The following is a 24,470-nucleotide window of genomic DNA, read 5'->3' on the forward strand; positions in this document are numbered from 1 at the left end:
ATCGCAGTCATGTCCCAGAACCGGACGCGCCTTATCACACTACCGACGGCCGCCATCGCCGCCGTCGTCCTGCCCGCCGCCGCGGCCGTCGCAGCGGTGGCGCTGCCGCTGAGCGGCGCCCTTGCATGGACCCTGATCGCCGTGGCCACGCTGGTCGCCGCCGCGCTGCTTGGCCGCGGCGTACGCGCGGCACAGCACGCAGCCGCCGCCGCGCAGCGCGAACTGGAGCTGGCCCGCACCGGCCTGCAGGCGCTGGCGCAGGGCGAACTGGACCGCGTGGACGCGGTGGCCGGCGGCAGCGAGATCGGCCAGGCCCTGCTCGCCGCGCGACAGCCGCTGCGGCAACTGCAGGCCGACATCGCCCACATGACCAGCGCGCACGCCGCCGGCGACTGCGACGTGATGCTGGATGCGGCGCAGGCCAGCGGCGCCTACCGGACCGTGGCCGGCGACCTCAACCAACTGGTCGGCGCCCACATCGGCGTGTGCAAGCAGGCGATCGACTGCGTGGGCGAATTCGGCCGCGGCAACTTCGCCGCGCCGCTGGCCGCGTTCCCGGGCAAGAAGGCCTACATCAACGACACCATCGAGCAGGTGCGGCGCAACATGCTCGGCCTGATCGCCGAGATGCGCCGCGTCTCCGAGCAGCACGAAGCCGGCGAGATCGACGCCAGCATCGACAGCGCGCACTTCCAGGGCGACTTCCGCAGCATGGCCGACGGCATCAACGGCATGGTCGGCAGCCACATCGCGGTGAAGAAACAGGCGTTGGGCGTGGTCGCCGAGTTCGGCCGCGGCAATTTCGACGCGGGCATGCCGCAGCTGCCCGGCAAGAAGGCCTTCATCAACGAGACCCTCGAGCAGGTGCGCGGCAACTTCAAGCGCCTGATCGGCGAGATCGCGCGCATGTCCGAGGAGCACGACCGGGGCGAGATCGACGTGCAGATCGACTGCGCGCACCTGGACGGACAGTTCTGCGCCATCGGCAAGGCCATCAACCGCATGGTCGCCGCGCACATCGCGGTCAAGAAGCAGGCGCTGGGCGTGGTCGCCGAGTTCGGCCGCGGCAACTTCGACGCGCCGATGCCGCAACTGCCCGGCAAGAAGGCGTTCATCAACGAGATCATCGAGCAGACCCGCGGCAATCTGCGCAGCGTCGGCGACGTGATCAAGGTGATGGGCGCGATGGCCGAGGGCGATCTCAGCCGCCAGGTGCAGGGGCACTACGAGGGCGCCTTCGCCGACATGCAGCGCTATGTCAACGCCACCATCGACAAGCTCACCGGCATCGTCAACGAGGTCAACGGCAACGCCGTCACCCTGGCCAGCGCCGCCGAGGAACTGTCGGCGACCGCGCAGTCGCTGAGTCAGGCGGCCAGCGAACAGGCCGCCGGCGTGGAGGAGACCAGCGCCTCGCTGGAGCAGATGACCGGCTCGATCGCGCAGAACGCGGAAAACGCCAAGATCACCGACGGCATGGCCAGCAAGGCCTCGCGCGAGGCCGCCGAGAGCGGCGAGGCGGTGCGTGCCACCGTCTCCGCGATGAAGGAGATCGCACGCAAGATCAGCATCATCGACGACATCGCCTACCAGACCAACCTGCTGGCGCTGAACGCGGCGATCGAAGCGGCGCGTGCCGGCGAACACGGCAAGGGTTTCGCCGTGGTCGCCGCGGAAGTGCGCAAGCTGGCCGAACGCAGCCAAGTGGCGGCGCAGGAGATCGGCCAGGTCGCCGGCACCAGCGTGAACCTGGCCGAGACCACCGGGCGCCTGCTCGGCGAGATGGAGCCGTCGATCCGTCGCACCTCCGACCTGGTGCAGGAAATCACCGCCGCCTCCGAGGAACAGAGCACCGGCGTGGGCCAGATCAACGCCGCGGTGGTTCAGCTCAGCCAGACAACACAGCAATCTGCTGCCAACGCTGAAGAATTGGCCGCCACGGCCGAAGAAATGAGTAGCCAGGCCGAACAGTTGCAAACGCTCATGAGTTTCTTCACCACCGGCACCACCACCACTGCGGCGCAGGCCTCGCAACCGCGACGTCTGCCGACGCCGATGCAGCGCGCGCCCCGCTCGCGCAGCTTCGGCGGCCCCGCTGCCACGGCCCAGGCCGCACGTTTGGAAGAAGCCGCGTTCGTCTCGTTCTGACCCTCTCCGCACCGGCCGGCAGGCCGATGCATCTCTACTCCGCACAAGGTACTTCGGCATGTCCAACTCCCTTTCGCTGTCCTCCAAGCTGTGGACCGGTTCGGCCATCGCCGTCGCGCTGCCCTTGGCCGCCGCCGCGTGCGGGTTCGCCCTCGGCCTGCCCGCCGGCCAGACCCTGGCGCTGAGCATCGGCGCCACGGTGCTCGCCGCTGCGGTGCTGGCCTATATCGTCCATGCCATTACCCGCTCGCTGCGCATCGCCACCACTACCCTGGCGCGTTTTGCCAACGGCAATTTCGAGGTGGTGATGCCGACCGTACGCAACGATCAGGCCTGCGAGATCTTGCTGGCGCTGCGCCAGGTGCAGACCGGCGTGCGCCAGATCAACGACGAGATCGTGCGCATGTCGCGCGAGCACGACGCCGGCGACATCGACGTGGTGATCGAGAGCCACCGCTTCGACGGCGAGTTCAGGATCATCGCCGAGGGCATCAACCGCATGGTCGGCGACCACATCGCTACCAAGAAGAAGGCGCTGGGCTGCGTGGCCGAGTTCGGCCGCGGCAACTTCGATGCGCCGCTGGAGACGTTCCCGGGCAAGAAGATCTTCATCAACGAGATCGTCGAGCAGGTGCGTCGCAACATGCAGGGGCTGATCGCGCAGATGAAGCACATGTCCGCGCAGCACGATGCCGGCGACATCGACGTGGTGATCGAGAGCCACCGCTTCGAAGGCGACTTCCGCAGCATGGCCGACGGCATCAACCGCATGGTCGGCGACCACATCGCCACCAAGAAGAAGGCGATGACCTGCATCGCCGAATTCGGTCGCGGCAATTTCGACGCGCCGCTGGAAACCTTCCCGGGCAAGAAGGTGTTCATCAGCGACACCGTCGAACAGGTGCGTGCCAACCTGCGCGCGCTGATCCGCGACACCAGCCTGCTCGTCGACGCGGCCGCGGCCGGACGCCTGGACGTGCGTGCCGATGGCAGCCTGCACCAAGGCGACTTCCGTCGCATCGTCGACGGCGTCAACCTGACCCTGGACACCGTGATCGGTCCGCTGAACGAGGCCGGCGCCGTGCTCAAGGCGATCGAAGCCGGCGACCTGACCCGCGTGGCGGACGTGCAGGGCCAGGGCCAGTTGAAGGAACTGTGCGACAGCGTCAATGCCACCGTCGCGCGCCTGGCGCAGGTGGTCAGCGAGGTCAACATCAACGCCGACGCCCTGGCCAGCGCCTCCGAGCAGGTGAGCGCCACCGCGCAGTCGCTGAGCCAGGCGGCCAGCGAGCAGGCCGCCGGCGTGGAAGAGACCAGCGCCTCGCTGGAGCAGATGACCGCCTCCATCGCGCAGAACACCGAGAACGCCAAGGTCACCGACAGCATGGCCGCCAAGGCCGCCCGCGAAGCCAACGAAGGCGGCGACGCGGTGCGCTCGACGGTGACCGCGATGAAGCAGATCGCGCAGAAGATCGGCATCATCGACGACATCGCCTACCAGACCAACCTGCTGGCGCTGAACGCGGCGATCGAGGCCGCGCGTGCCGGCGAACACGGCAAGGGTTTCGCCGTGGTCGCCGCGGAAGTGCGCAAGCTGGCCGAACGCAGCCAGGTGGCGGCGCAGGAGATCGGCCAGGTCGCCGAGTCCAGCGTGGAGCTGGCCGAGAACGCCGGCAAGCTGCTGGACCAGATGGTGCCCTCGATCCGCCGCACCTCCGACCTGGTGCAGGAGATCACCGCCGCCTCCGAGGAACAGACCTCCGGCGTCGGCCAGATCAACGCCGCGGTCGGCCAGCTCAACCAGACCACCCAGCAGGCCGCGGCCAACTCCGAGGAACTGGCCGCCACCGCCGAGGAAATGAGCGGCCAGGCCGAGCAGTTGCAGCAGTTGATGAGTTTCTTCCGCACCAAGGAGGTCGTGGCGCCGCGGCGCCCGGCCGCCGTTTCCGGCAATCCGTCGCGCCGGGCGCCGGCGCGCAAGCGTGGGTTCGGTGACGTCGGCCTGGCGCTGGTGCCGGCGCCGGACGAAGCCCACTTCGACACGTTCTGATCTCCAACTTCCACAACATCACATCCAGGGGAACACGATGTTCACGCACATGAAAATCGGCACGCGCATCGGCATCGGCTTCGGCCTGGTGTTGCTGCTGTTGCTGGGGACCGGCATTTTCGCCACGCTGCAGATGGCCCGGATCAATAGCTCTTCCACCGAGCTGGCCACCAACTGGATGCCCAGCGTGCGCAACGTCGAGGAGATGAGCGCGAACTTCAACAAGCTGCGCCTGCTCGAGCTGCAGCGGGTCGTCGCCACCAGCCCGGCCGAGATGCAGGACTACGACACGCGCATGATCAAGACCCTCGAGGCGTTCGAGAACAACAGGAAGACCTACATCCCGCTGATCTCCTCGCCCGAAGAGCAGGCGCTGTACACGGATTTCGCCAAGAACTTCGACCGCTACAGCGAACTGCACAAGCAGGTGCTGGCGCTCGCCGCGCAGGGCAAGTCCCAGGAGGCGATGACGGTGCTGAACGGTGAGCAGCGGCAGATCTTCCGCAGCACCGCCGAGGCGATCGACAAGCTGGTGGACCTGAACGTCAAGGGCGGTCAGGATGCCAGCGACCGCGGCGACGAACTGTACGCGTCGGCCCGCTCGCTGATCATCGCCACCATCGTGGTGGCGTTGCTGCTGGGCGCGGTGGTCGCGGTGGTCATCGTGCGCCTCCTCACCCGCCTGCTGGGCGGCGAGCCGGCCTACGTGGCCGAGATCGCCAACAAGGTGGCGCAGGGCGACCTCAACCTGGAGGTGGCAGTGCGCGCCAACGACACCGGCAGCGCGCTGTATGCGATGCGCACCATGGTCGACCGCCTGAAGCTGGTGATCGACGGCCAGCGCCGCGTGGTCGCGGCGGCCAACCGCGGCGACTTCTCCGAGCGCATCGCGCTGGACGGCCTGGCCGGGTTCCAGCGTGAGATGGGCCAGGGCCTGAACGAGCTGGCGGCCACCACCGGCGGCAGCATCCAGGACGTGGTGCGGGTGATGGGCGGCCTGGCCGACGGCGACCTGACCCAGAGCATCGACAAGCACTACGACGGTGCCTACGCCGAAATGAAGAACTACATCAACGACACCATCGCGCGCCTGTCGCAGGTGGTCAGCGAGGTCAACGGCAATGCCGAATCGCTGGCCAGCGCGTCGGAAGAGGTCAGCGCCACTGCGCAGTCGCTGAGCCAGGCGGCCAGCGAACAGGCCGCCGGCGTGGAAGAGACCAGCGCCTCGCTGGAGCAGATGACCGCGTCGATCTCGCAGAACACCGAAAACGCCAAGATCACCGACGGCATGGCCAGCAAGGCCTCCAGCCAGGCGCTGGACGGCGGCGAATCGGTGCGCGCGACCGTGCAGGCGATGAAGCAGATCGCACAGAAGATCGGCATCATCGACGACATCGCCTACCAGACCAACCTGCTGGCGCTGAACGCGGCGATCGAAGCCGCCCGCGCCGGCGAGCATGGCAAGGGCTTCGCCGTGGTGGCCGCGGAAGTGCGCAAGCTGGCCGAACGCAGCCAGATCGCGGCGCAGGAGATCGGCGACGTCGCCAGCTCCAGCGTGGAACTGGCCGAGAACGCCGGCAAGCTGCTGGACGAGATGGTGCCGTCGATCAAGCGTACCTCCGATTTGGTGCAGGAGATCACCGCCGCCTCCGAGGAACAGACCTCCGGCGTCGGCCAGATCAATGCCGCGGTCGGCCAGCTCAACCAGACCACGCAGCAGGCCGCGTCCAACTCCGAGGAATTGGCCGCCACGGCCGAGGAGATGAGCGCGCAGGCCGAGCAACTGCAGCAGCTGATGAGCTTCTTCAAGGTGCACGGCACTCCGCCGGTCAGGACCGCGGCGCGCCGTCCTGGCGCCGGCCGCGGCCGCAGCGCGCACACCGGTGCCAAGCCGATCGCCCGCGTCGCCAACGGCCAGCTGGTCCTGGCCGACTCGCTCGACGAAGCCCACTTCGAAACCTTCTGAGACATGGCCATGAACGCTTCCGCTTCGCTCTCCTCCTCCGACGCCAGCGACCTGGCGACGGACCAGTTCCTGACCTTCCTGCTCGGCAAGGAAATGTTCGGCGTCGGCATCCTCGGCATCAAGGAAATCATCGAGTACCGCACGCCGACCGACGTGCCGATGATGCCGCCCGCACTGCGCGGGGTGATCAACCTGCGCGGCGCGGTGGTGCCGGTGGTGGACCTGCAGCAACGCTTCGGCCGCGCGCCCAGCGAGATCAGCAAGCGCACCTGCATCGTCATCATCGAGGTGGCCGCCGGCGAAGAGCGCCAGGTGCTCGGCCTGCTGGTGGACGCGGTCAGCGAGGTGCTGGAGATCGCCACCGCCGACATCGCGCCGCCGCCGGCGTTCGGCACCGGCATCCGCCGCGATTTCATCCACGGCATGGGCAAGGTCGGCGAGCGCTTCGTGATCCTGCTCGCCGCCGATGCAGTGCTGGCACCCCAGGAGTTCGCCAGCATGGCCACCCTCGACGCCCACCTGGAAGAAGGCATCGCCGCCTGATCGGCCTTCGCCGTACAGCGCCCTGCCCTTCCCCCTCCCCGGACTCCGCATGCCTACGGCCGCCGACATCGCCGCCCTGCACCACTTCGGCACGGTCCTGGTGGTCGACGACAGCCAGGTCCAGCGCGAACACGCGCTGGCGCTGTGCATGCGGATGGGGGCGGCCACGGTGGAAGGCGCGGCAGACGGCCATGCCGCGCTGGCGCGGATCACCCAGGGAGCGCCGCTGGGCCTGTTGATCGTGGACCTGGAAATGCCCGGCATGGACGGCGTGCAATTGCTCGAGGCGCTGTCCCGCTGCGGCATGCGCGTGCCGATCGTGGTCGCCTCGCAGCGCGGCGCGGCGTTGATCGATTCGGTGCTGCAGGTCGGCCGCAGCAACGGGCTGCAGGTGCTGGCGGGGCTGGAAAAGCCGTTGCGCGCCGAGCAGTTGGCCGCGGCGGTGCGCGCGCACGCGCCACTGGCACCGGCAGCACCGCGGCACGAGGCCGAGGCGCCCGGCGAGGCGACCATGGCGGAGATGCTGCGCGAGGCGCTGCAGCGCGGCGAGATCGAGGTGGCCTACCAGCCCAAAGTGGACATGCGCAGCGGCCGCGTCGGCGGAGTGGAAGCGCTGGCGCGCTGGCGCCATCCCAGTATCGGGCCGATCCCGCCGGACCGCTTCATCGCCGTGGCCGAACGCGAGGGCCTGATCCATGACCTCACCGCCTGCGTCGCCGATCAGGCGATGGCGCGGCTGGCCGCCTGGAAACAGGACGGATTTCAACTGACCCTGGCGCTGAACCTGTCGCCGAGCATGCTGCAGGACCCGAACCTGCTCGACGAACTGCTCGGGCTGTTGCGCAAGCACAGCCTGGCCCCCTCCGACCTGGTACTGGAAATCACCGAAAGCTCGCTGGTCTGCGGCAGCGCGCTGGGCATGCTGGCGCGGCTGCGGCTGCAAGGCTTCGGCCTGTCGCTGGACGACTACGGCACCGGCTTCTCCTCGCTGCAGCAACTCACCCGCATTCCCTTCACCGAATTGAAGATCGACCGCATCTTCGTCCACGACGCGCACCGCAGCCGCAACCTGCGCACGGTCCTCGAATCGGCGCTGGGCATGGCCCAACGGCTGGGGCTGCATACCGTCGCCGAGGGCATCGAAACGGTGGAGGACTGGAACCTGCTGCAGGAGCTGGGCTGCGACTTCGGCCAGGGCTATCTGCTGGCGCGCCCGCTGGGGGGCGGCGCGCTGCATGCCTGGCTGCTAGAGCACCAGCGCCTGCTGCAGGAGCCCGGCCCCATCGGCAACACCAACGCCCCCGCTTCCGCCTCCACCCACTGACCGGCAAGACCATGACCAGCCACGACACCATCACCGAGCAGGAATTCGGCCGGTTCCAGCGTTTCATCTTCGACGCCGCCGGCATCACCATCTCGCCGGCCAAGAAGGCCATGCTGTGCGGACGCCTGGGCAAGCGCCTGAAGGCGCATTCGCTGCAGACCTACACCCAGTACCTCAAGCTGCTGGAAAGCCGCGAGGGCAGCGGCGAGGTGCAGACCGCGATCGACCTGCTGACCACCAACGAAACCTATTTCTTCCGCGAGCCCAAGCACTTCGATCTGCTGCGCAGCGTCGCCGCCGCGCACACCGGCAGCATGCCGTTCCGTTGCTGGAGCGCGGCCAGCTCCACCGGCGAGGAGGCCTACAGCATGGCCATGGTGCTGGACGACACCCTGCAGGGCCGCCCCTACGAGGTGGTCGGCACCGACATCAGCACCCGCGTGCTGGACAAGGCGCGCACCGGCCACTACCCGCTGTTGCGCATCGAGCACATGCCGCCGGCCATGCTCAAGCGCTACTGCCTGAAGGGCCGCGGCGAGTACGAAGGCAGCCTGCTGATCGACCGCAAGATCCGCGACCGCGTGCGCTTCCTGCACGCCAACCTCAATGCCTCACTCCCCAACCTGGGCCAGTTCGACGTGGTATTCCTGCGCAACGTGATGATCTACTTCAACGGCCAGACCAAGCGCGAGGTGGTGACGCGGGTGCTCGGTGCGCTCAAGCGCGGCGGCATCTTCTGCATCGGCCACTCCGAGAGCCTCAACGACGTCAACAGCGACGTGGTGCAGATCGCGCCGTCGGTGTACCGCAAACCATGAACCACGACGTCCCAGGAGGGAACCGCGCATGACCACCACGATCAAGGCCATGGTGATCGACGATTCGGCGGTGGTCCGCCAGGTGCTGGTCGCCGTGCTCAACGACGCGCCCGGCATCGAGGTCATCGCCTCCGCGGCCGACCCGCTGCTGGCGATGGACAAGATGCGCCATCAGTGGCCGGACGTGATCGTGCTGGACGTGGAGATGCCGAAGATGGACGGCATCACCTTCCTGCGCAAGATCATGAGCGAGCGGCCCACCCCGGTGGTGATCTGCTCCACGCTCACCGAGAAGGGCGCGCGGGTGACCATGGACGCGCTGGGGGCCGGCGCGGTGGCGGTGGTGACCAAGCCCAAGCTCGGCCTCAAGCAGTTCCTCACCGATTCGGCCGAGGAGATGATCGCCACGGTGAAGAGCGCCGCGCGCGCCAACGTCAAGCGCCTTGCAGTGCGTCAGGCACAGCCGCCGGCGGAGCCGGAGATCAAGCACACCGCCGATGTCATCCTGCCGGCGCAGGGCGGCCGCGCGCTGTCGCAGACCACCGAACGGGTGGTGGCGATCGGCACCTCCACCGGCGGCACCCAGGCGCTGGAGGAAGTGCTGACCGCGCTGCCGCGGGTCAGCCCCGGCATCGTCATCGTCCAGCACATGCCGGAGAAGTTCACCGCCGCCTTCGCCGCGCGCCTGGACACGCTGTGCCAGATCTCGGTGAAGGAAGCGGCCAACAACGACCGCGTGGTGCCGGGACGCGCGCTGATCGCGCCGGGCGGCAAGCACATGCTGCTGCGTCGCAGCGGTGCGCAGTACTTCGTCGAAGTGCTGGACGGGCCGCCCGTGAACCGGCACCGGCCGTCGGTGGACGTGCTGTTCCGCTCCGCCGCGCGCGCCGCCGGCGGCAACGCACTGGGCATCATCATGACCGGCATGGGCGACGACGGCGCGGTCGGCCTGCTGGAGATGCGCCAGGCCGGCGCACGCACCGTGGCCCAGGACGAACAGAGCAGCGTGGTGTTCGGCATGCCCAAGGAAGCGATCAAGCGCGGCGGCGCGGAGAAGATCCTGCCGCTGAACGCGATGGCGCGCGAGATCGGCCAGCAACTGAGCTAGCGCGGCCAGCCGCCGCACCGCCCTACCGTAGGAGCGGCTTCAGCCGCGACGGCGCGTTCCCATGAGAGCCCTGAGCTAGCAACCAAAAGCCTCGTCTACTGTAGGAGCGGCTTCAGCCGCGACGGAGCCTTCCCATGGAAAGCCCGTCGCGGCTGAAGCCGCTCCTACGACGCAGGCAGGCTGCGCATTGACACGGCAGCCAACCGACGCGCGCGCACCTGCAAAGCGGTGCGCGACATGCGGCACGCACACCGCACCCGCAAGAACCTCAGCCCGAATTGATGTGCTCCTTGCAATACAGCCGCCGATACGCACTGGGCGTCATGCCCAGGCGCTGGCGGAACACGCGGCGGAAGTAACCGCTGTCGCTGAAGCCGGCGCGCTGCGCCACGTCGTCCACCGCGCAGGTGTTGACCAGCAGCAGCTTCTCGGCGAAGGCGATGCGTTGGCGGTGGATCGCCTCGGTCAACGTGGTGCCGAAGCTGCGCCGGTAGATGCGGCCCAGGTAATCCGGATTGCAGTGCAGTTGCGCCGCCAGCGACGAGGCGGTGAGCGCGGTGTGGAACTGCGTGCCGATCAGCTGCCTGGCGCGGTACGCCAGCGCCACTCCGGCGCGCTCGGACGCGTGCGGATCCGGCCAGGCGCCGGCCACGCATTGCAGCATCGACAGCACGATCGGCTCCAGCATCGGCAGCGTGCGCCGCTCCTCCTGCTCGGCCAGGAACCAGCGAAACAGCCCGACGAAGCGCTCCGGATCGCGGATCGCGGTGCGCTGCGGCATCGACAGCGCCACCGCGTTGTCCGCCTGCGGCAGGCTCGGCTCCAGTTCGAAATGCACCCAGTAAAAGCGCAGGTCGTCCGGGAACTGGCCCAGGCCGGTATGCGCGCGGCCCGGCCACAGCAGCAGCGTCTCGCCGGGGCCGACATGGAAGTCGTTGTCCTGTTCGCGCAGGGAAAGGATGCCGCGCTCGACGAAGATCAACTCATAGGACTGGATCACCCGCGCCGGATGCGCGCCCACGCCACGAGAAATGAACAGGCCTCCGTTCTGGACCCGGATCGGATAGGCGACGGCGAACTCGAGCATGTCGGAAACGTCTCCCCTCGCCTGCGCGACGCTGCACTGCAGCAATTAAATGGCTGGCACCGCTCATTGGCGGCCCGGCGGCCATGGTCGGAATCGTGCCGATTTTATACCGCATAGACTCTTGTCGCGGTTGCGCCGCCATGCCACTTTGCGCTGGCGCCGGACCGGGCGCGCCAGGAGCCGCCCCGTTGACCGCGACCGCCATCGGCCCCACTGCCGCAGACGCCGCACCGGCCACGACCGCACCGCGCCTGTCGCGCCTGGAGAAGTTCGGCTACGGCCTCGGCGATGCCGGCGGCACCGTCGTCACCTGCCTGATCGCCAACTTCCTCACCTTCTTCTACACCGACGTGTTCGGCCTGACCCCGGCGCTGGTCGGCACCCTGTTCACCGTGCTGCGCGTGGCCGATGCCGTGTCCGATCCGGTGATGGGCCTGATCGCCGACCGCACCCGCAGCCGCTGGGGCCGCTTCCGCGCCTGGCAACTGTGGATCGCGGTACCGATCGGCGTGGCCTGCGTGCTGACCTTCAGCGCGCCGCAACTGAGCGCCGGCGCCAAGATCGCCTACGCCTTCGCCAGCTACTTCCTGCTGTCGCTGTGCTACACCGCGATCAACGTGCCCTACTGCGCGCTGATCAACAGCATGACCGGCGACCACCGCGACGTGGTCTCGGCGCAATCGTGGCGCTTCGTGCTGTGCGGCATCGCCGGCTTCCTGGTGTCGGTGGGATTGCCGTGGCTGGTGCGGGAACTGGGCAACGGCGACGCCGCGCGCGGCTACCAGCTCGGCGTGGGCCTGCTGGCGGCGCTGGCGGTGGCGATGTTCCTGGGCTGCTTCTTCGCCGTGCGCGAGCGCGTGCCGGTCAGCCTGCTCGGCGGTGCCGGCATCGGCGCGCACCTGCGCGGCCTGCTGCGCAACGACCAGCTGCGGCTGGTGCTGCTGATGTCGTTCCTGCTGATCAACGTGTATAACATCCGCGGCGGCGCCTATCTGTACTTCATCACCTACGTGCTCGGCGGCAGCAGCGGCTATGCCTCGCTGTTCTTCGCGATGGTGGCGCTGGCCACGGTGCTCGGCGCGATCGTGGTCAACGCGCTGTGCCGCCGCTTCGACCCGTTGGCGCTGTACCTGCACACCAACCTGGCGCTGGCTGCGTTCGGCGTCGCGCAATGGTGGCTGCCCACCGGGCCGGCGCAGCAGACGCTGTGGCTGGCGGTGATCTTCGTGCACTGTCTGGTGCTGGGCTTCGCGCTGCCGCTGCATTTCTCGCTGATGGCCTTCGCCGACGACTACGGCGCCTGGAAGAACCGGGTGCGCTCGTCCGGCATCAACTTCGCCTTCAACCTGTTCTGCATCAAGCTGGCCTGGGCCTCGAGCGCGGTGGTGATCAGCGCGCTGTTCGTCTACGCCGGCTACCGCGCCGGCGCCGCGCAGCAGAGCCCGGCCTCGCTGCAGGCCATCACCCTCTTGGAAACCCTGATCCCCGCCGGCCTGCACCTGTTGCTGGCCGCGGTGATCCTGCGCTGCCGGCTGCGCCGGCCGCTGCTGGCAAACATCGCCGCCGATCTGGCCGCGCGCCCGGTGCACTGACCTTCCCCACTCTTCAGGATCTCCGCTCCATGCCGCATTCGCCCGTGCCGTCCCCGGAACTGCCGCTCGCCCACCTGCGCATCGCCGACCCGTTCTGGCAGCGCTATCAGCGCCTGGTGCAGGAGGTGGTGCTGCCCTACCAATGGGACGCGCTCAACGACAATGTCGCCGATGCCGAACCCAGCCATGCCATCGAGAACTTCCGCATCGCCGCCGGCCGCAGCGACGGCGCGTTCTACGGCATGGTGTTCCAGGACAGCGACGTGGCCAAATGGCTGGAAGCGGTGGCCTACCTGCTGGCGCAGCATCCCGACCCGGCGCTGGAGCGCGATGCCGACGCCACCATCGAACTGATCGGTGCCGCGCAGCAGGCCGACGGCTACCTCAATACCTACTTCACGGTGAAGGCGCCGCAGGAACGCTGGAGCAACCTGGCCGAGTGCCACGAGCTGTACTGCGCCGGGCACATGATCGAGGCCGGTGTGGCCTATTACCAGGCCACCGGCAAGCGCGCCCTGCTCGACATCGTGTGCCGCCTCGCCGATCACATCGACGCCACGTTCGGACCCGGCCCGACGCAGCTGCACGGCTACCCCGGGCATCCGGAGATCGAACTGGCGCTGATGCGCCTGTACGAAGCGACAAGCGAAGCCCGCTACCTGGCGCTGGCGCGCTATTTCGTCGAACAGCGCGGCACCACGCCGCACTACTACGATGAAGAATACGCCAAGCGCGGCCAGACCTTCTTCTGGGGCGGGCACGGCCCGGCCTGGATGATCCAGGACAAGGCCTACAGCCAGGCGCACCTGCCGGTGGCGCTGCAGGACACCGCGGTCGGCCATGCGGTGCGCTTCGTGTACCTGTACGCGGGCGTGGCGCACCTGGCCCGGCACAGCGGCGACGCCACCCTGCGCGCGGCCTGCGAGCGGCTGTGGGACAACGCCACGCAGCGGCAGATGTACCTGACCGGCGCGATCGGCGCGCAGAGCTACGGCGAAGCCTTCAGCGTCGACTACGACCTGCCCAACGACACCGCCTACAACGAGAGCTGCGCCTCGATCGGGCTGATGATGTTCGCCAACCGCATGCTGCAGCTGGCGCCGGACGGCCGCTACGCCGACGTGATGGAGCGGGCGCTGTACAACACGGTGCTGGGTGGCATGGCGCTGGACGGCCGCCACTTCTTCTACGTCAATCCGCTGGAAGTGCACCCGCCCACGGTGCACGGCAACCACACCTTCGACCACGTCAAGCCGGTGCGCCAGCGCTGGTTCGGCTGCGCCTGCTGCCCGCCCAACATCGCCCGCGTGCTGACCTCGCTCGGCCACTACCTGTACACCCGCCGCGACGACACGCTGTACGTGAACCTCTACGTCGGCAGCGATGCGCTGTTCGAGGTCGGTGGGCAGACCCTGACCCTGCGTCAGCGCGGCGAGTATCCGTGGCAGGACACGATCGCCTTCGACGTGGACTGCAGCGCACCGGTGGACGCGGCGCTGGCCCTGCGCCTGCCCGACTGGTGCCAGGCGCCGCACCTGCAGCTCAACGGCGAACCGGTGGCGATCGACGTGCATCGCCAGCATGGCTACTGCGTGCTGCGCCGGCGCTGGCAATCCGGCGACACCTTGCAACTGCGCCTGCCGATGCCGCCGATGCGGGTCAGCGGGCACCCGCGCGTGCGGCACCTGGCCGGCAAGGTCGCGGTGCAACGCGGGCCGCTGGTGTACTGCCTGGAGCAGGCCGACAACGGCGCCGACCTGCATCAGCTGCGCCTGCCGCCCAGCGCCACGCTGCAGACGGTGCCCGGTACCGGCGCACTGGCCGGCCAGGTGCTGCTGCAAGCCAGTGGCGAACGCCTGCACGGCGACGTCGACGCCGCAGCCGCGCCGCTGTACCGCTACGATGCGCCGCCACCGACGCGGCGGCCGCAGACCCTGACCTTCGTGCCCTACTTCGCCTGGGCCAATCGCGGCGAGGGCGAAATGCGGGTGTGGGTGGACGCCGGCGACGGTTGAAGGCAACGCTGCGGGACCTATCCTGTAGGAGCGGCTTCAGCCGCGACGGGGCGTTTCCCGGTAACGCCCGCCGCGGCTGAAGCCGCTCCTACCGGGCAAGCCGCATCTAGTTCAATCGTGGCGGAAGCAGGTCACCGACGCGACGCCTGCCTGCCGCGCCCCGTGGGCCGCTTCGCACGCGCCGCAACGGCCAGCGCACGCTCTAAGCTAGGGCCATGGATGCCCTGGCCCCCGTCGCACCGCCGTTCGCCCGCCTTGCCCTCGGCGCGCATCGCATCGCCGTGCCGGATGCCTGGCTGCTGGCGTTCGAGGTCGATGCCTTCGACAGCGCGGAGTTCCAGTGCCACGGCCTGCAGCAGCCGGCGTCGATCGCACGCAGCGTGCGCAAGCGCCAGGCCGAGTACCTGGCCGGACGGCGCGCGGCGCTCGCCGCGCTGCGGGCCGCCGGCAGCACGGCAACCGATCTGCCGATCGGTGCCGACCGCGCACCGGTCTGGCCCACCGGCTTTCTCGGCAGCCTCTCGCATACCGACGGCCTGGCGGTCGCCATCGCCATGCCGGTATCCGCCGGGGCACAGGGCATCGGCCTGGACGTCGAACGCGTGGTGGCCGCGGACCAGCTCGAAGCGATCCGCAGCCTGGCCCTGGATGCCAGCGACTGCGCCGCGCTGGCCGGTCTCGCCCGTGTCCGCGGCTGGCCGTATGCGCTGACCCTGGGCTTCTCGGCGAAGGAAAGTTTCTACAAGGCCGCCGCGGCGACCGTCGGCCGCTTGTTCGACTTCGACGCCTTGCGCATCGAAGGCTGCGATCCGGCCAGTGGCAGCCTGGACACGCGCATCGCCACGCCGCTGGCGCCGGCCTTGCCGGTCGGACAACGGCATCGCCTGCACTGGGTGGAGGTACAGCCCGACCTGCTGCTCACCAGTTGCGTCTGGTAGCACGTCCCGGCGTCACCACGTGGTCACGCGGATGCAGCAACGCACGCCGCATGCGACACGCCGCGCGTTGCGAGCACGCGCACTGCGCCGTGCCTGGTCAGACCGCGAAGACGCGCCGCTTGCCGCGGCGCCATGCACTCACAACGCGAACAGGATCTGCTCGCGCCGGCGTGCGTACTCCGCCGCGTCGATCAGGCCCTGCGCTTTCAGTTGCTCCAGCGCACGCAAGCGCTGTTCGACCGAAGCGGCGGGCGGCAACGGCGGTGGCGCCGCGGCCGCCGGCCGGCGCCGCTGGGCACGGATCGCCAGCCACACCACCACGCCGATCAGCAGTGGGACACCGAGCATGACCAACAGCACGAGCCAGTGCCAGATGCTGAATCCACCCATCGCTTGCTCCTTCCGGCCGCGTGCCGATCGTGGCGCTTACTTCGCCTTGCCCTGGTTGGCCACCGCTTCGGCCGCCTTCTTCGCCGCTTCCGGATCGCCCAGGTAGCGGTAGGACTGCACCTGCAGGCTGTCGTCCAGTTCGAACAGCAGCGGGATGCCGGTGGGGATGTTGAGCTCGAGGATCTCCTCGCGCGACACGTCGTTCAAGTACTTGTACAGCGCGCGCAGCGAGTTGCCATGGGCGGTGACCAGCACGGTCTGCCCGGCCTTGAGCTGCGGCGCGATGGCGTCGTGCCAGTACGGCAGCACGCGCTCGAGCGTGGTCGCCAGCGACTCGGTGGCCGGCAGCGCATTGCGGTCCAGGGTGGCGTAGCGACGGTCGTGCAGCGGATGGCCCGGATCCTCGGCGTCCATCGGCGGCGGCGGGATGTCGTAGGAGCGGCGCCAGATCTTGACCTGGTCCTCGCCGTGCTTGGCCGCGGTCTCGGCCTTGTCCAGGCCCTGCAGGCCGCCGTAGTGGCGCTCGTTGAGGCGCCAGCTCTTGTGCACCGGCAGCCAGTCCTGGTCCAGTTCCTTCAGCGCGCCCTGCAAGGTGTGAATGGCGCGCTTGAGCACCGAGGTGTGGGCGACGTCGAACTGCAGCCCCTCTTCGCGCATCAGCCGGCCGGCGGCGGCCGCTTCCTGGCGGCCCTGCTCGGTCAGGTCCACATCGACCCAGCCGGTGAAGCGGTTATCCAGGTTCCACTGGCTCTGGCCATGGCGCAACAGTACGAGTTTGCGGGTCACTGCGACGGTCTCCGTTGGGGGATGCGTGGGTCGTGCGGCCCTGGATTGTAGCCGGTGGCGGGGATTGGGGATTCGGGATTGGGGAATCGCCAGAGCCGGTTCCCGTCGGTCGCTGGCGACCAGGCCACGCCGGGCCGCACGACGTGCCGGAGCTCATGCTGTTACGAATCCCCAATCCCGAATCCCCAATCCCCGCCTCTCCACACCCCAGCCACGAACGCGGCGCGATCATCGGCGCATGGAAACCTCTTTGCACTCCGTGTTCGGCGATTGGGACGGCAGCATCGTGCAGGCGCGCGCGCTGCAGGCGACGCTGGCGCGCCAGGTCAGCCTGCAGGACGACGTGCCCGATCCGCCGCGGTGGCTGGCCGGCTTCGACGTCGGCTTCGAGGACGACGGCCAAGTCACCCGTGCGGCCGCTGTGCTGCTCGATGCGCAGACCCTGCAGCCGCACCAGGCCGAAATCGCCCGCGTGCCCACGTCGATGGCCTACGTGCCAGGCCTGCTCAGCTTCCGCGAGCTGCCGGCGCTGCTGGCTGCGTTGGCGTTGCTGCGGCAGCGGCCGGACCTGGTATTCGTCGATGGCCAGGGCATCGCCCATCCGCGCCGGCTCGGCATCGCCGCGCACTTCGGCGTGGTCACCGGGCTGCCCAGCATCGGCGTGGCCAAGACCTTGCTGGCCGGCCGCTTCGAGGAACCCGGCGCGCAGGCCGGCGACCACAGCCCCATCGTGCATCGCGGCGAAGTGGTCGGTTGGGCGCTGCGCAGCAAGCTGCGCTGCAATCCGCTGATCGTCTCGCCCGGCCACCGCGTGGCGGTGGACAGCGCGCTGCAATGGACCCAGCGCTATCTGCGCGGCTACCGCCTGCCGGAACCGACCCGACTGGCCGACCGGCTGGCCTCGCGCCGCGGCGAGGTGGTGGTGGTGCCGGCCGCCGACACGCCGTCGCTGTTCTGAATCGGGCGCCGTGGCCGGCGGCCACATCGATCATCGATTGCTGATGACGATGCCGTTGTCGACGATCTGGATGTACATGCCTGCCGGGCGCGGGCGCGCGAGGAACTGCAGATTGACGCTGGCGATGCCGCTACCGACGGCGCAATCGGCGGTCGCCATGCCGATCGCCGTGTAGCGGATATTGGTCCGCAGGGTCGGGCCAGCGACGCGATGGCCGTTGGCGACCGGATAGCAGCCGGCACCTTGCCCACCGGTGACCAGCAAGGCCTTCGCGCCCCACAGATCGTTGATGATCTCGGTGGGCACGTTCATGTTCGGCACGCCTTGCGCCTGCGCCGCGAACGCCGCGCCTGCGAGCAGGACCAGGCCAAGGCGCGACCAGGCGGCGCGGCGACAGCGGATGTGCGATGCGACATGCTTCATGTGGGTGCTCCTTCGGGGGAAGAGGGATCGATGCAGCGCCAGGTGCCGTGCGCTCGCTCGTACGAACGGCCACGACGCGCGCCGATTATTCACAGGCCCACCGTTGCGTCGCAGACAAGAAGTGCGCGCAATTCGCACTATGCGATTCCGGGACGCCGGCATAACCGCGCGACATAGCGCGCGCACGTCGGGGATCGGCGCCGCGCATGAGCGCATCCGGGACAGTCCGTCTTGCCGTGGCGCCGCAACGCGAGCGTCCGCGCATGCGAAGCTTCGCTTCCGTTTTTGCGACCGCGAGCATCCGCATGCCCACCCTCATCGCCCCCCGCGTCCACGATATCGGCGGCTTCGAAGTGCGTCGTGCCGTCCCCAGCGTGCAGGCGCGTAGCGTCGGCCCCTTCGTGTTCATCGACCACATGGGGCCGGCGGTGTTCGAGCCGGGCCATGGCGTGGACGTGCGCCCGCACCCGCACATCGGCCTGGCCACGGTCACCTTCCTGTGGTCCGGCGAGATCGGCCACCGCGATTCGCTCGGCTCCGATCAGGTGATCCGCGCCGGCGACGTCAACTGGATGACCGCCGGCCGCGGCATCTCCCATTCCGAACGCACGCCGACCACGCTACGCGAGCACGCGCATCCGTTGCACGGCATGCAGACCTGGGTGGCGCTGCCGAAATCGGCGGAAGAGACCGCACCGGCGTTCTACCACCACCCGGCCGCCAGCCTGCCGCAGCAGCGCCGCGACGGCGCGTGGCTGCGGGTGATCGCCGGCCGCGCCTACGGCGAGGAGTCGCCGGTGACGGTGTTTGCCGACACCCTCAACGTGGCCCTGGATCTGGACGCAGACGCGGAAATCGACCTGGATAACCGGCATGCCGAGCGCTCGCTGTACATCCTGGAGGGCGAGGCGCAACTGGACGGCGTGGACATCCCGGCGCGCCACCTGGTCCTGCCCGAGCCCGGCGCGCGCGGGCGGCTGCGCGCCAAGACCCCGCTCAAGGCGATGCTGATGGGCGGCGAACCGCTGGATGGCCCGCGCCACCTGTGGTGGAACTTCGTGTCCAGTTCGGTGGAACGCATCGAGCAGGCCAAGCAGGACTGGCGCGAGGGCCGCTTCGGCACGATCCCCGGCGACGACCAGGAATTCATTCCGCTGCCCGAACCCGGCCGCTGAGCCGCAGCAGGCGCGCATCCGGGCTTTGGCGCCGCACGCGAGTGCGCCAACCGCCCTCGTCAGCCCCTGCCATTCGCGCCGGAACCGCCCGGTCGGCGCAGCCGGGCAGGTGCCGCCACGCCGTACCGCGCGTGCGGATATTCCGGAATTCCCATCCCAATTGTCAGCGGCGCGGCGCTGGGCTATGGTGCAACCGCGGCCGCGTGCGCGTGGCCGCACACGGGACACGCACTGCGTCGGGGGATGCACTGCCGGGATCCCGCACAGGATGGGGCGCTCCCGCAGACGACGCCACAGGCGTGCGTATGGATCGAACGCGTCGCATCGCGGCGTATGGGGAACATCGCGAATGAAGACACTCTTGCGCAAGGCACTGCTGACCGCAGCGGCGGCGCTGCCCACCGCTGCCGCCACCGCGCAGCAGGCACAGAACTGCCCACCGCTGCCGCCGCAGAGCAAGCTGCAGTGGAGCGAGCGCAGCGACAAGGGATTCATCGTCTGCCGCGCCAGCGACGCCGAGGGACGTCAGGTGCTGGGCATGATGCTCACCGCACGCGACCCGAACATTCCGCTGCAGCGCACGCTGCGCGAGGAAAAGGGCGCCATCGCCGGCGAGCAGGTGTACTGGTACCGGCCGGACCTCGGCGGAGCGGAGCTGCCGGGCCTGGCCTCGCGCCGGATCGCGATCGCGGAGCTGAAGAAGGGCCAGTTCGCCCAGGTCTGGATCGACGCCGCCGACACCCAGGAACTGCAGACCCTGCAGTCGCTGGTGCAGGGCCTGGACATGCGTCAGTCGAGCCTGGCGCTGGAGCGCTGAAGCCGGCGCGCTGCGCGATGGGCTGCGACATGGCGTAGGAGCGGCTTCAGCCGCGACAGGGCCTTGCCGGTAGTGCCCTGTCGCGGCTGAAGCCGCTCCAAACCTCGCACCAGAAACGGCGCGAACCGCGCCCTCAGAAGCGCCCTTCCTGGAAATCCACGAAGGCCTGCATCAGCTCCTGGCGCGTGTTCATCACGAACGGCCCATGCCGCGCGACCGGCTCGCGCAACGGCCGGCCGGCGACGAGGATCAGCCGCGCGCCCTGCGCGCCGGCCTGCAGCTGCAGCAGGTCGCCGCCGCCGAGCACGGCCAGCGTCTGCGCCGGCAGCACGCGCGCCGCTTCGCCGTCGCCCAGCGCCGCCTCGCCCTCGAACATGTAGGCGAAGGCGTTGTGCCCGGACGGCAGTTCGAACGCCCAGGACGCGCCTGCGTCCAGCGCGATGTCCAGATACAGCGGATCGGTGGCCGGCTGCGCGATCGGGCCGTGCACCTCGCCGACCTGGCCGGCGATCACCTTGACCGTCACCCCCGGCGCCGGCTGCGCCACCGGAATGCGTTCGGGCGCGAACTCCTGATAGCGCGGCGCGCTCATCTTGTCGCGCGCCGGCAGGTTCACCCATAGCTGGAAGCCGCGCATGCGCCCTTCCTCCTGCTCCGGCATCTCCGAATGCACCAGGCCGCGGCCGGCAGTCATCCACTGCACGCTGCCGGGGGTCAGCAGACCCTCGTTGCCGTGGTTGTCCTTGTGCCGCATGCGCCCGTCGAGCATGTAGGTGACGGTCTCGAAGCCGCGGTGCGGATGGCTGGGGAAGCCGCCGACGTAGTCCTCGGCCCGGTCGGTGCCGAACTCGTCGAGCAGCAGGAACGGATCCAGCTCGGGCAACGCACTGCCGCCGATGACGCGGGTCAGCTTGACCCCATCGCCGTCGGCGGTGGCGTGGCCGCGGATGGCGCGCAGGATGCGCGCGGGGGCGACGGTGGTGGACGCGGTCATGGTGAGCGATCTCCTGATGAGATCCCCACCATGGGTGCCGCCGCCACCGCGCCCAACCGCGACCGGCGCAACCCATCGTTCCATCGGGTGTGGTGGGGCCGCTCCCTTGCCCTGTCGAGACCATGAACTCCCTTCTCCCGCCGGGAGAAGGTGCCCCGCAGGGGCGGATGAGGGTACGGGCGCAGCCTCGCGCACCGCCCCGTCGTGCAAGCTGAGTTCGCGCGGGCTTCGCCCCTACCCTCACCCCAACCCCTCTCCGGAGGGGAGAGGGGCGCAAGCGGCCGCGCCCCTTGTGCCGTCGCAGCCATGAATCCCTTCTCCCTCCGGGAGAAGGTGCCCCGCAGGGGCGGATGAGGGTACGGGCGCAGCCTCGCGCACCGGCCCGTCGTGCAAGCTGAGTTCGCGCGGGCTTCGCCCCTACCCTCACCCCAACCCCTCTCCCGAGGGGAGAGGGGCGCAAGCGGCCGCGCCCCTTGTGCAGTCGCGGCCATGAATCCCTTCTCCCGCCGGGAGAAGGTGCCCCGCAGGGGCGGATGAGGGTGCGGGCGCAGCCTCGTGCACTGCCCCTTGGCGCGAACTGGTTTCGCGAGGGCTTCGCTCCGTACCCTCACCCCAACCCCTCTCCCGGGGGGAGAGGGGCTGAAGCGTTGCGACGCGCGAACCCTCACTCTCTCCAATCGCGTCACAAGGGCTGTCTACGACCAAAGTACTAGGCCCCTGACCGCCCCCGCCATTGACCCCCCAGGCCATCGGGGCGACCCTTGCGGCAATCTCTGGGGGAGCGTTCTGCATGAAAGGGTTTTCCAAGCTGGCCTGGGCCGCACTCGCCATCCTGGCGGCGTTCTGCCTGGGCACCATCGCCCTGCGCCGCGGCGAACACATCAATGCGCTGTGGATCGTGGTGGCCGCGGTCTCGATCTACCTGATCGCCTACCGCTTCTACAGCCTGTTCATCGCCAACAAGGTGATGCAGCTCGACCCCACCCGGGCCACGCCCGCGGTACTCAACAACGACGGCCTGGACTACGTGCCGACCAACAAGCACGTCTTGTTCGGCCACCACTTCGCCGCCATCGCCGGCGCCGGACCGCTGGTCGGGCCGGTACTCGCCGCGCAGATGGGCTACCTGCCCGGGCTGCTGTGGCTGGTGGTCGGCGTGGTGTTCGCCGGCGCGGTGCAGGACTTCGTGGTGCTGTTCCTCTCCAGCCGCCGCAACGGCCGTTCGCTCGGCGACCTGGTGCGCGAGGAGATGGGCCAGGTCCCCGGCACCATCGCCCTGTTCGGCGCCTTCCTGATCATGATCATCATCCTGGCGGTGCTGGCCATGGTGGTGGTCAAGGCGCTGGCGGAAAGCCCATGGGGCATGTTCACGGTGATCGCGACGATGCCCATCGCGATCCTGATGGGCGTGTACATGCGCTACATCCGCCCCGGCAAGATCGGCGAGATCTCGATCGTCGGCCTGATCCTGCTGCTGGCGGCGATCTGGTTCGGCGGCAAGGTCGCCGCCGATCCCACCTGGGGCCCGGCCTTCACCTTCACCGACGTGCAGATCACCTGGATGCTGATCGGCTACGGCTTCGTCGCCTCGGTGCTGCCGGTGTGGCTGCTGCTGGCGCCGCGCGACTACCTGTCCACCTTCCTCAAGATCGGCACCATCATCGCCCTGGCCATCGGCATCCTGGTGGTCATGCCCGACCTGAAGATGCCGGCGCTGACGCAATACGCGCACAACGGCATGGGCCCGGTGTGGACTGGCGGCATCTTCCCGTTCCTGTTCATCACCATCGCCTGCGGCGCGGTGTCCGGCTTCCACGCACTGATCTCCTCCGGCACCACGCCCAAGCTGCTCGCCAACGAAGGCCATATGCGCTACATCGGCTACGGCGGCATGCTGATGGAATCGTTCGTCGCGGTGATGGCGCTGGTCGCCGCCTCGATCATCGAGCCGGGCGTGTACTTCGCGATGAATGCGCCGGCGTCGATGGTCGGCAACGACGTCGTCGCGGTCGCGGCCAAGGTCAGCGAATGGGGATTTGCGATCACCCCCGAGGTGCTCCAAGCCACCGCCCGCGACATCGGCGAGACCACCATCCTGGCCCGCGCCGGCGGCGCCCCGACCCTGGCGGTCGGTATCGCGCAGATCCTGCACCAACTGCTGCCGGGCGAGGACATGATGGCGTTCTGGTACCACTTCGCGATCCTGTTCGAGGCGCTGTTCATCCTCACCGCGGTCGATGCCGGCACCCGCGCCGGGCGCTTCATGCTGCAGGACCTGCTGGGCAATTTCGTGCCGGCGCTGAAGCGGACCGAATCGTGGGCCGCCAACATCGTCGCCACCGGCGGCTGTGTGGCGCTGTGGGGCTATCTGCTCTACACCGGGGTCAAGGATCCGTACGGCGGCATCCGCACGCTGTGGCCGCTGTTCGGCATCTCCAACCAGATGCTCGCCGGCATCGCGCTGATGCTCGGCACCGTGGTGCTGTTCAAGCTCAAGCGCGACCGCTACGCCTGGGTCACCATCGTGCCGGCACTGTGGCTGCTGATCTGCACCACCTACGCGGGGCTGATCAAGATCTTCGACCCGAACCCGGCGCAGGGCTTCCTGGCGCAGGCGCACAAGTTCCAGGACGCGATCGCCAGCGGCACGATCACCGCGCCGGCCAAGACGGTGGCGCAGATGCAGCAGATCGTGACCAACGCCTACGTCAACACCGGGCTGACCGCGCTGTTCCTGTTCGTGGTGTTCTCCGTGCTGATCTACGCGGTGAAGACCATCCTCGCCGCCCGCCACACCCCGCAGCGCAGCGACAGGGAAACCCCGTACGTGGCCTTGCAGCCGCACCAGATGGCGGACCTGTAATGAGCGGCGCACTGGTTCCGGTCGGCCAGTACCAGGCGCACCGCCGGCTGTGGCGGCGCCTGGTGCAGACCGCGCGGCTGTGCTGCGGCATCCCCGACTACGACAACTACGTGCGGCACATGCTCGAGAAGCACCCGGACCGCGAGCCGATGGACTACAAGACCTTCTTCCGCGAGCGCCAGGAGGCAAGGTATGGCGGCAAGAGCGGATTCCGCTGTTGTTGAGGGGCTGGGATTAGGGAGTCGGGATTGGGGATTGGTGGGACGCCTGACGGCGTTTGGCGATTCGACCGGATCACACGGCGGCTCTCGTTCTGACGCGGCAATGCCTGGCGACAGGCATCGCCGCGGCGCTGTTGTAGGAGCGGCTTCAGCCGCGAGGCCTTACCGATAGCGCGTCGCGGCTGAAGCCGCTCCTACGAACAGAGCGACATTCCGCGATGCCAGGCACTCGCGGAAACCTCCCATTCCCGAAT

At 68.9% G+C, this 24,470-nt stretch carries 20 protein-coding genes; 15 read left to right on the top strand and 5 right to left on the bottom strand.

Translation table 11 applies throughout. From position 1 onward, the window contains the following. Positions 1 to 9 precede the first annotated feature (9 nt). Genes GGR66_RS14145 through GGR66_RS14175 form a run of 7 tightly spaced genes read left to right on the top strand, consistent with a single transcriptional unit; the run spans position 10 to position 9,957 of the window. Complete coding sequence (locus GGR66_RS14145; RefSeq protein ID WP_184448665.1) at positions 10 to 2,148, top strand: methyl-accepting chemotaxis protein; 2,139 nt, start codon at positions 10 to 12, stop codon at positions 2,146 to 2,148. Positions 2,149 to 2,206: 58 nt separating this feature from the next. Further along, entirely contained in the window at positions 2,207 to 4,198 is a 1,992-nt protein-coding gene (locus tag GGR66_RS14150) for a methyl-accepting chemotaxis protein (protein WP_184448666.1), read from the top strand. 49 nt (positions 4,199 to 4,247) lie between these two features. Continuing rightward, a complete protein-coding gene (locus GGR66_RS14155; RefSeq protein ID WP_255421697.1) occupies positions 4,248 to 6,164 on the top strand; it encodes a methyl-accepting chemotaxis protein in 1,917 nt (638 codons plus the stop codon). Between the two features lie 9 nt (positions 6,165 to 6,173). Then, a complete protein-coding gene (locus GGR66_RS14160) occupies positions 6,174 to 6,707 on the top strand; it encodes a chemotaxis protein CheW (RefSeq protein WP_184448668.1) in 534 nt (177 codons plus the stop codon). Between the two features lie 49 nt (positions 6,708 to 6,756). Continuing rightward, positions 6,757 to 8,031 (top strand): EAL domain-containing response regulator, encoded by a 1,275-nt coding sequence (locus GGR66_RS14165; RefSeq protein WP_184448669.1) that lies wholly within the window; start codon positions 6,757 to 6,759, stop codon positions 8,029 to 8,031. Between the two features lie 11 nt (positions 8,032 to 8,042). Next, positions 8,043 to 8,849, top strand: coding sequence for a protein-glutamate O-methyltransferase CheR (locus GGR66_RS14170; RefSeq protein ID WP_160970115.1), 807 nt, complete (start codon positions 8,043 to 8,045; stop codon positions 8,847 to 8,849). A gap of 28 nt (positions 8,850 to 8,877) precedes the next feature. Continuing rightward, positions 8,878 to 9,957: a chemotaxis response regulator protein-glutamate methylesterase gene (locus GGR66_RS14175; RefSeq protein ID WP_160970117.1), complete on the top strand. Its 1,080-nt coding sequence runs from the start codon at positions 8,878 to 8,880 to the stop codon at positions 9,955 to 9,957. Positions 9,958 to 10,225: 268 nt separating this feature from the next. On the opposite strand, the gene GGR66_RS14180 is transcribed toward GGR66_RS14175, so the two are convergent. Further along, entirely contained in the window at positions 10,226 to 11,044 is an 819-nt protein-coding gene (locus GGR66_RS14180; protein WP_160970119.1) for an AraC family transcriptional regulator, read from the bottom strand. 188 nt (positions 11,045 to 11,232) lie between these two features. Between GGR66_RS14180 and GGR66_RS14185 the strand changes: the two genes are divergently transcribed. From GGR66_RS14185 to GGR66_RS14195, 3 genes are all read left to right on the top strand, one after another. Further along, a complete protein-coding gene (locus GGR66_RS14185; RefSeq protein WP_184448670.1) occupies positions 11,233 to 12,636 on the top strand; it encodes an MFS transporter in 1,404 nt (467 codons plus the stop codon). A gap of 29 nt (positions 12,637 to 12,665) precedes the next feature. Continuing rightward, positions 12,666 to 14,651, top strand: a complete 1,986-nt coding sequence (locus GGR66_RS14190; RefSeq protein WP_184448671.1) for a beta-L-arabinofuranosidase domain-containing protein — start codon at positions 12,666 to 12,668, stop codon at positions 14,649 to 14,651. A 215-nt stretch (positions 14,652 to 14,866) separates the two neighbouring features. After that, complete coding sequence (locus tag GGR66_RS14195; RefSeq protein WP_184448672.1) at positions 14,867 to 15,589, top strand: 4'-phosphopantetheinyl transferase superfamily protein; 723 nt, start codon at positions 14,867 to 14,869, stop codon at positions 15,587 to 15,589. A 138-nt stretch (positions 15,590 to 15,727) separates the two neighbouring features. Here the strand turns inward: GGR66_RS14195 and GGR66_RS14200 are convergent, their stop codons facing one another. Together GGR66_RS14200 and gpmA are read right to left on the bottom strand one after the other, a co-directional pair. Further along, a complete protein-coding gene (locus GGR66_RS14200; protein ID WP_160970127.1) occupies positions 15,728 to 15,979 on the bottom strand; it encodes an SHOCT domain-containing protein in 252 nt (83 codons plus the stop codon). A 36-nt stretch (positions 15,980 to 16,015) separates the two neighbouring features. Next, a complete protein-coding gene (gene gpmA / locus GGR66_RS14205) occupies positions 16,016 to 16,765 on the bottom strand; it encodes a 2,3-diphosphoglycerate-dependent phosphoglycerate mutase (protein WP_150410911.1) in 750 nt (249 codons plus the stop codon). Positions 16,766 to 17,003: 238 nt separating this feature from the next. Between gpmA and nfi the strand changes: the two genes are divergently transcribed. Further along, positions 17,004 to 17,723, top strand: coding sequence for a deoxyribonuclease V (gene nfi / locus GGR66_RS14210; protein WP_184448673.1), 720 nt, complete (start codon positions 17,004 to 17,006; stop codon positions 17,721 to 17,723). 30 nt (positions 17,724 to 17,753) lie between these two features. Here nfi and GGR66_RS14215 read toward each other — a convergent pair whose 3' ends face one another. After that, positions 17,754 to 18,146, bottom strand: a complete 393-nt coding sequence (locus GGR66_RS14215; protein ID WP_184448674.1) for a hypothetical protein — start codon at positions 18,144 to 18,146, stop codon at positions 17,754 to 17,756. Between the two features lie 305 nt (positions 18,147 to 18,451). Here GGR66_RS14215 and GGR66_RS14220 point away from each other — a divergent pair, with 305 nt between their 5' ends. After that, a complete protein-coding gene (locus GGR66_RS14220; RefSeq protein WP_184448675.1) occupies positions 18,452 to 19,321 on the top strand; it encodes a pirin family protein in 870 nt (289 codons plus the stop codon). 349 nt (positions 19,322 to 19,670) lie between these two features. Beyond that, entirely contained in the window at positions 19,671 to 20,138 is a 468-nt protein-coding gene (locus GGR66_RS14225) for a hypothetical protein (RefSeq protein WP_184448676.1), read from the top strand. A gap of 133 nt (positions 20,139 to 20,271) precedes the next feature. Here the strand turns inward: GGR66_RS14225 and GGR66_RS14230 are convergent, their stop codons facing one another. Beyond that, positions 20,272 to 21,132 (bottom strand): pirin family protein, encoded by an 861-nt coding sequence (locus tag GGR66_RS14230; RefSeq protein WP_184448677.1) that lies wholly within the window; start codon positions 21,130 to 21,132, stop codon positions 20,272 to 20,274. Between the two features lie 790 nt (positions 21,133 to 21,922). Here GGR66_RS14230 and GGR66_RS14235 point away from each other — a divergent pair. Next, positions 21,923 to 23,995, top strand: coding sequence for a carbon starvation CstA family protein (locus GGR66_RS14235; protein WP_184448678.1), 2,073 nt, complete (start codon positions 21,923 to 21,925; stop codon positions 23,993 to 23,995). Then, the gene (locus GGR66_RS14240) at positions 23,995 to 24,219 is read left to right on the top strand and encodes a CstA-like transporter-associated (seleno)protein (RefSeq protein WP_160970142.1); all 225 of its coding nucleotides are present in this window, start codon (positions 23,995 to 23,997) and stop codon (positions 24,217 to 24,219) included. Before GGR66_RS14235 ends, GGR66_RS14240 begins: the two co-directional genes overlap by 1 nt. The last annotated feature ends 251 nt before the right edge of the window (positions 24,220 to 24,470 follow it).

The sequence above is a fragment of the Xanthomonas sp. 3498 genome (assembly GCF_014199795.1).
GTDB lineage: Bacteria > Pseudomonadota > Gammaproteobacteria > Xanthomonadales > Xanthomonadaceae > Xanthomonas_A > Xanthomonas_A rydalmerensis.

Coding starts and splice junctions, on each gene's coding strand:
- GGR66_RS14165 (WP_184448669.1), top strand. CDS start 6,757: ATGCCTACGGCCGCCGACATCGCCGCCCTGCACCACTTCGGCACGGTC.
- GGR66_RS14235 (WP_184448678.1), top strand. CDS start 21,923: ATGAAAGGGTTTTCCAAGCTGGCCTGGGCCGCACTCGCCATCCTGGCG.
- GGR66_RS14225 (WP_184448676.1), top strand. CDS start 19,671: ATGAAGACACTCTTGCGCAAGGCACTGCTGACCGCAGCGGCGGCGCTG.
- GGR66_RS14155 (WP_255421697.1), top strand. CDS start 4,248: ATGAAAATCGGCACGCGCATCGGCATCGGCTTCGGCCTGGTGTTGCTG.
- GGR66_RS14200 (WP_160970127.1), bottom strand. CDS start 15,979: ATGGGTGGATTCAGCATCTGGCACTGGCTCGTGCTGTTGGTCATGCTC.
- GGR66_RS14230 (WP_184448677.1), bottom strand. CDS start 21,132: ATGACCGCGTCCACCACCGTCGCCCCCGCGCGCATCCTGCGCGCCATC.
- GGR66_RS14240 (WP_160970142.1), top strand. CDS start 23,995: ATGAGCGGCGCACTGGTTCCGGTCGGCCAGTACCAGGCGCACCGCCGG.
- GGR66_RS14215 (WP_184448674.1), bottom strand. CDS start 18,146: ATGAAGCATGTCGCATCGCACATCCGCTGTCGCCGCGCCGCCTGGTCG.
- nfi (WP_184448673.1), top strand. CDS start 17,004: ATGGAAACCTCTTTGCACTCCGTGTTCGGCGATTGGGACGGCAGCATC.
- GGR66_RS14180 (WP_160970119.1), bottom strand. CDS start 11,044: ATGCTCGAGTTCGCCGTCGCCTATCCGATCCGGGTCCAGAACGGAGGC.
- GGR66_RS14195 (WP_184448672.1), top strand. CDS start 14,867: ATGGATGCCCTGGCCCCCGTCGCACCGCCGTTCGCCCGCCTTGCCCTC.
- GGR66_RS14170 (WP_160970115.1), top strand. CDS start 8,043: ATGACCAGCCACGACACCATCACCGAGCAGGAATTCGGCCGGTTCCAG.
- GGR66_RS14190 (WP_184448671.1), top strand. CDS start 12,666: ATGCCGCATTCGCCCGTGCCGTCCCCGGAACTGCCGCTCGCCCACCTG.
- GGR66_RS14160 (WP_184448668.1), top strand. CDS start 6,174: ATGAACGCTTCCGCTTCGCTCTCCTCCTCCGACGCCAGCGACCTGGCG.
- GGR66_RS14220 (WP_184448675.1), top strand. CDS start 18,452: ATGCCCACCCTCATCGCCCCCCGCGTCCACGATATCGGCGGCTTCGAA.
- GGR66_RS14150 (WP_184448666.1), top strand. CDS start 2,207: ATGTCCAACTCCCTTTCGCTGTCCTCCAAGCTGTGGACCGGTTCGGCC.
- GGR66_RS14145 (WP_184448665.1), top strand. CDS start 10: ATGTCCCAGAACCGGACGCGCCTTATCACACTACCGACGGCCGCCATC.
- GGR66_RS14175 (WP_160970117.1), top strand. CDS start 8,878: ATGACCACCACGATCAAGGCCATGGTGATCGACGATTCGGCGGTGGTC.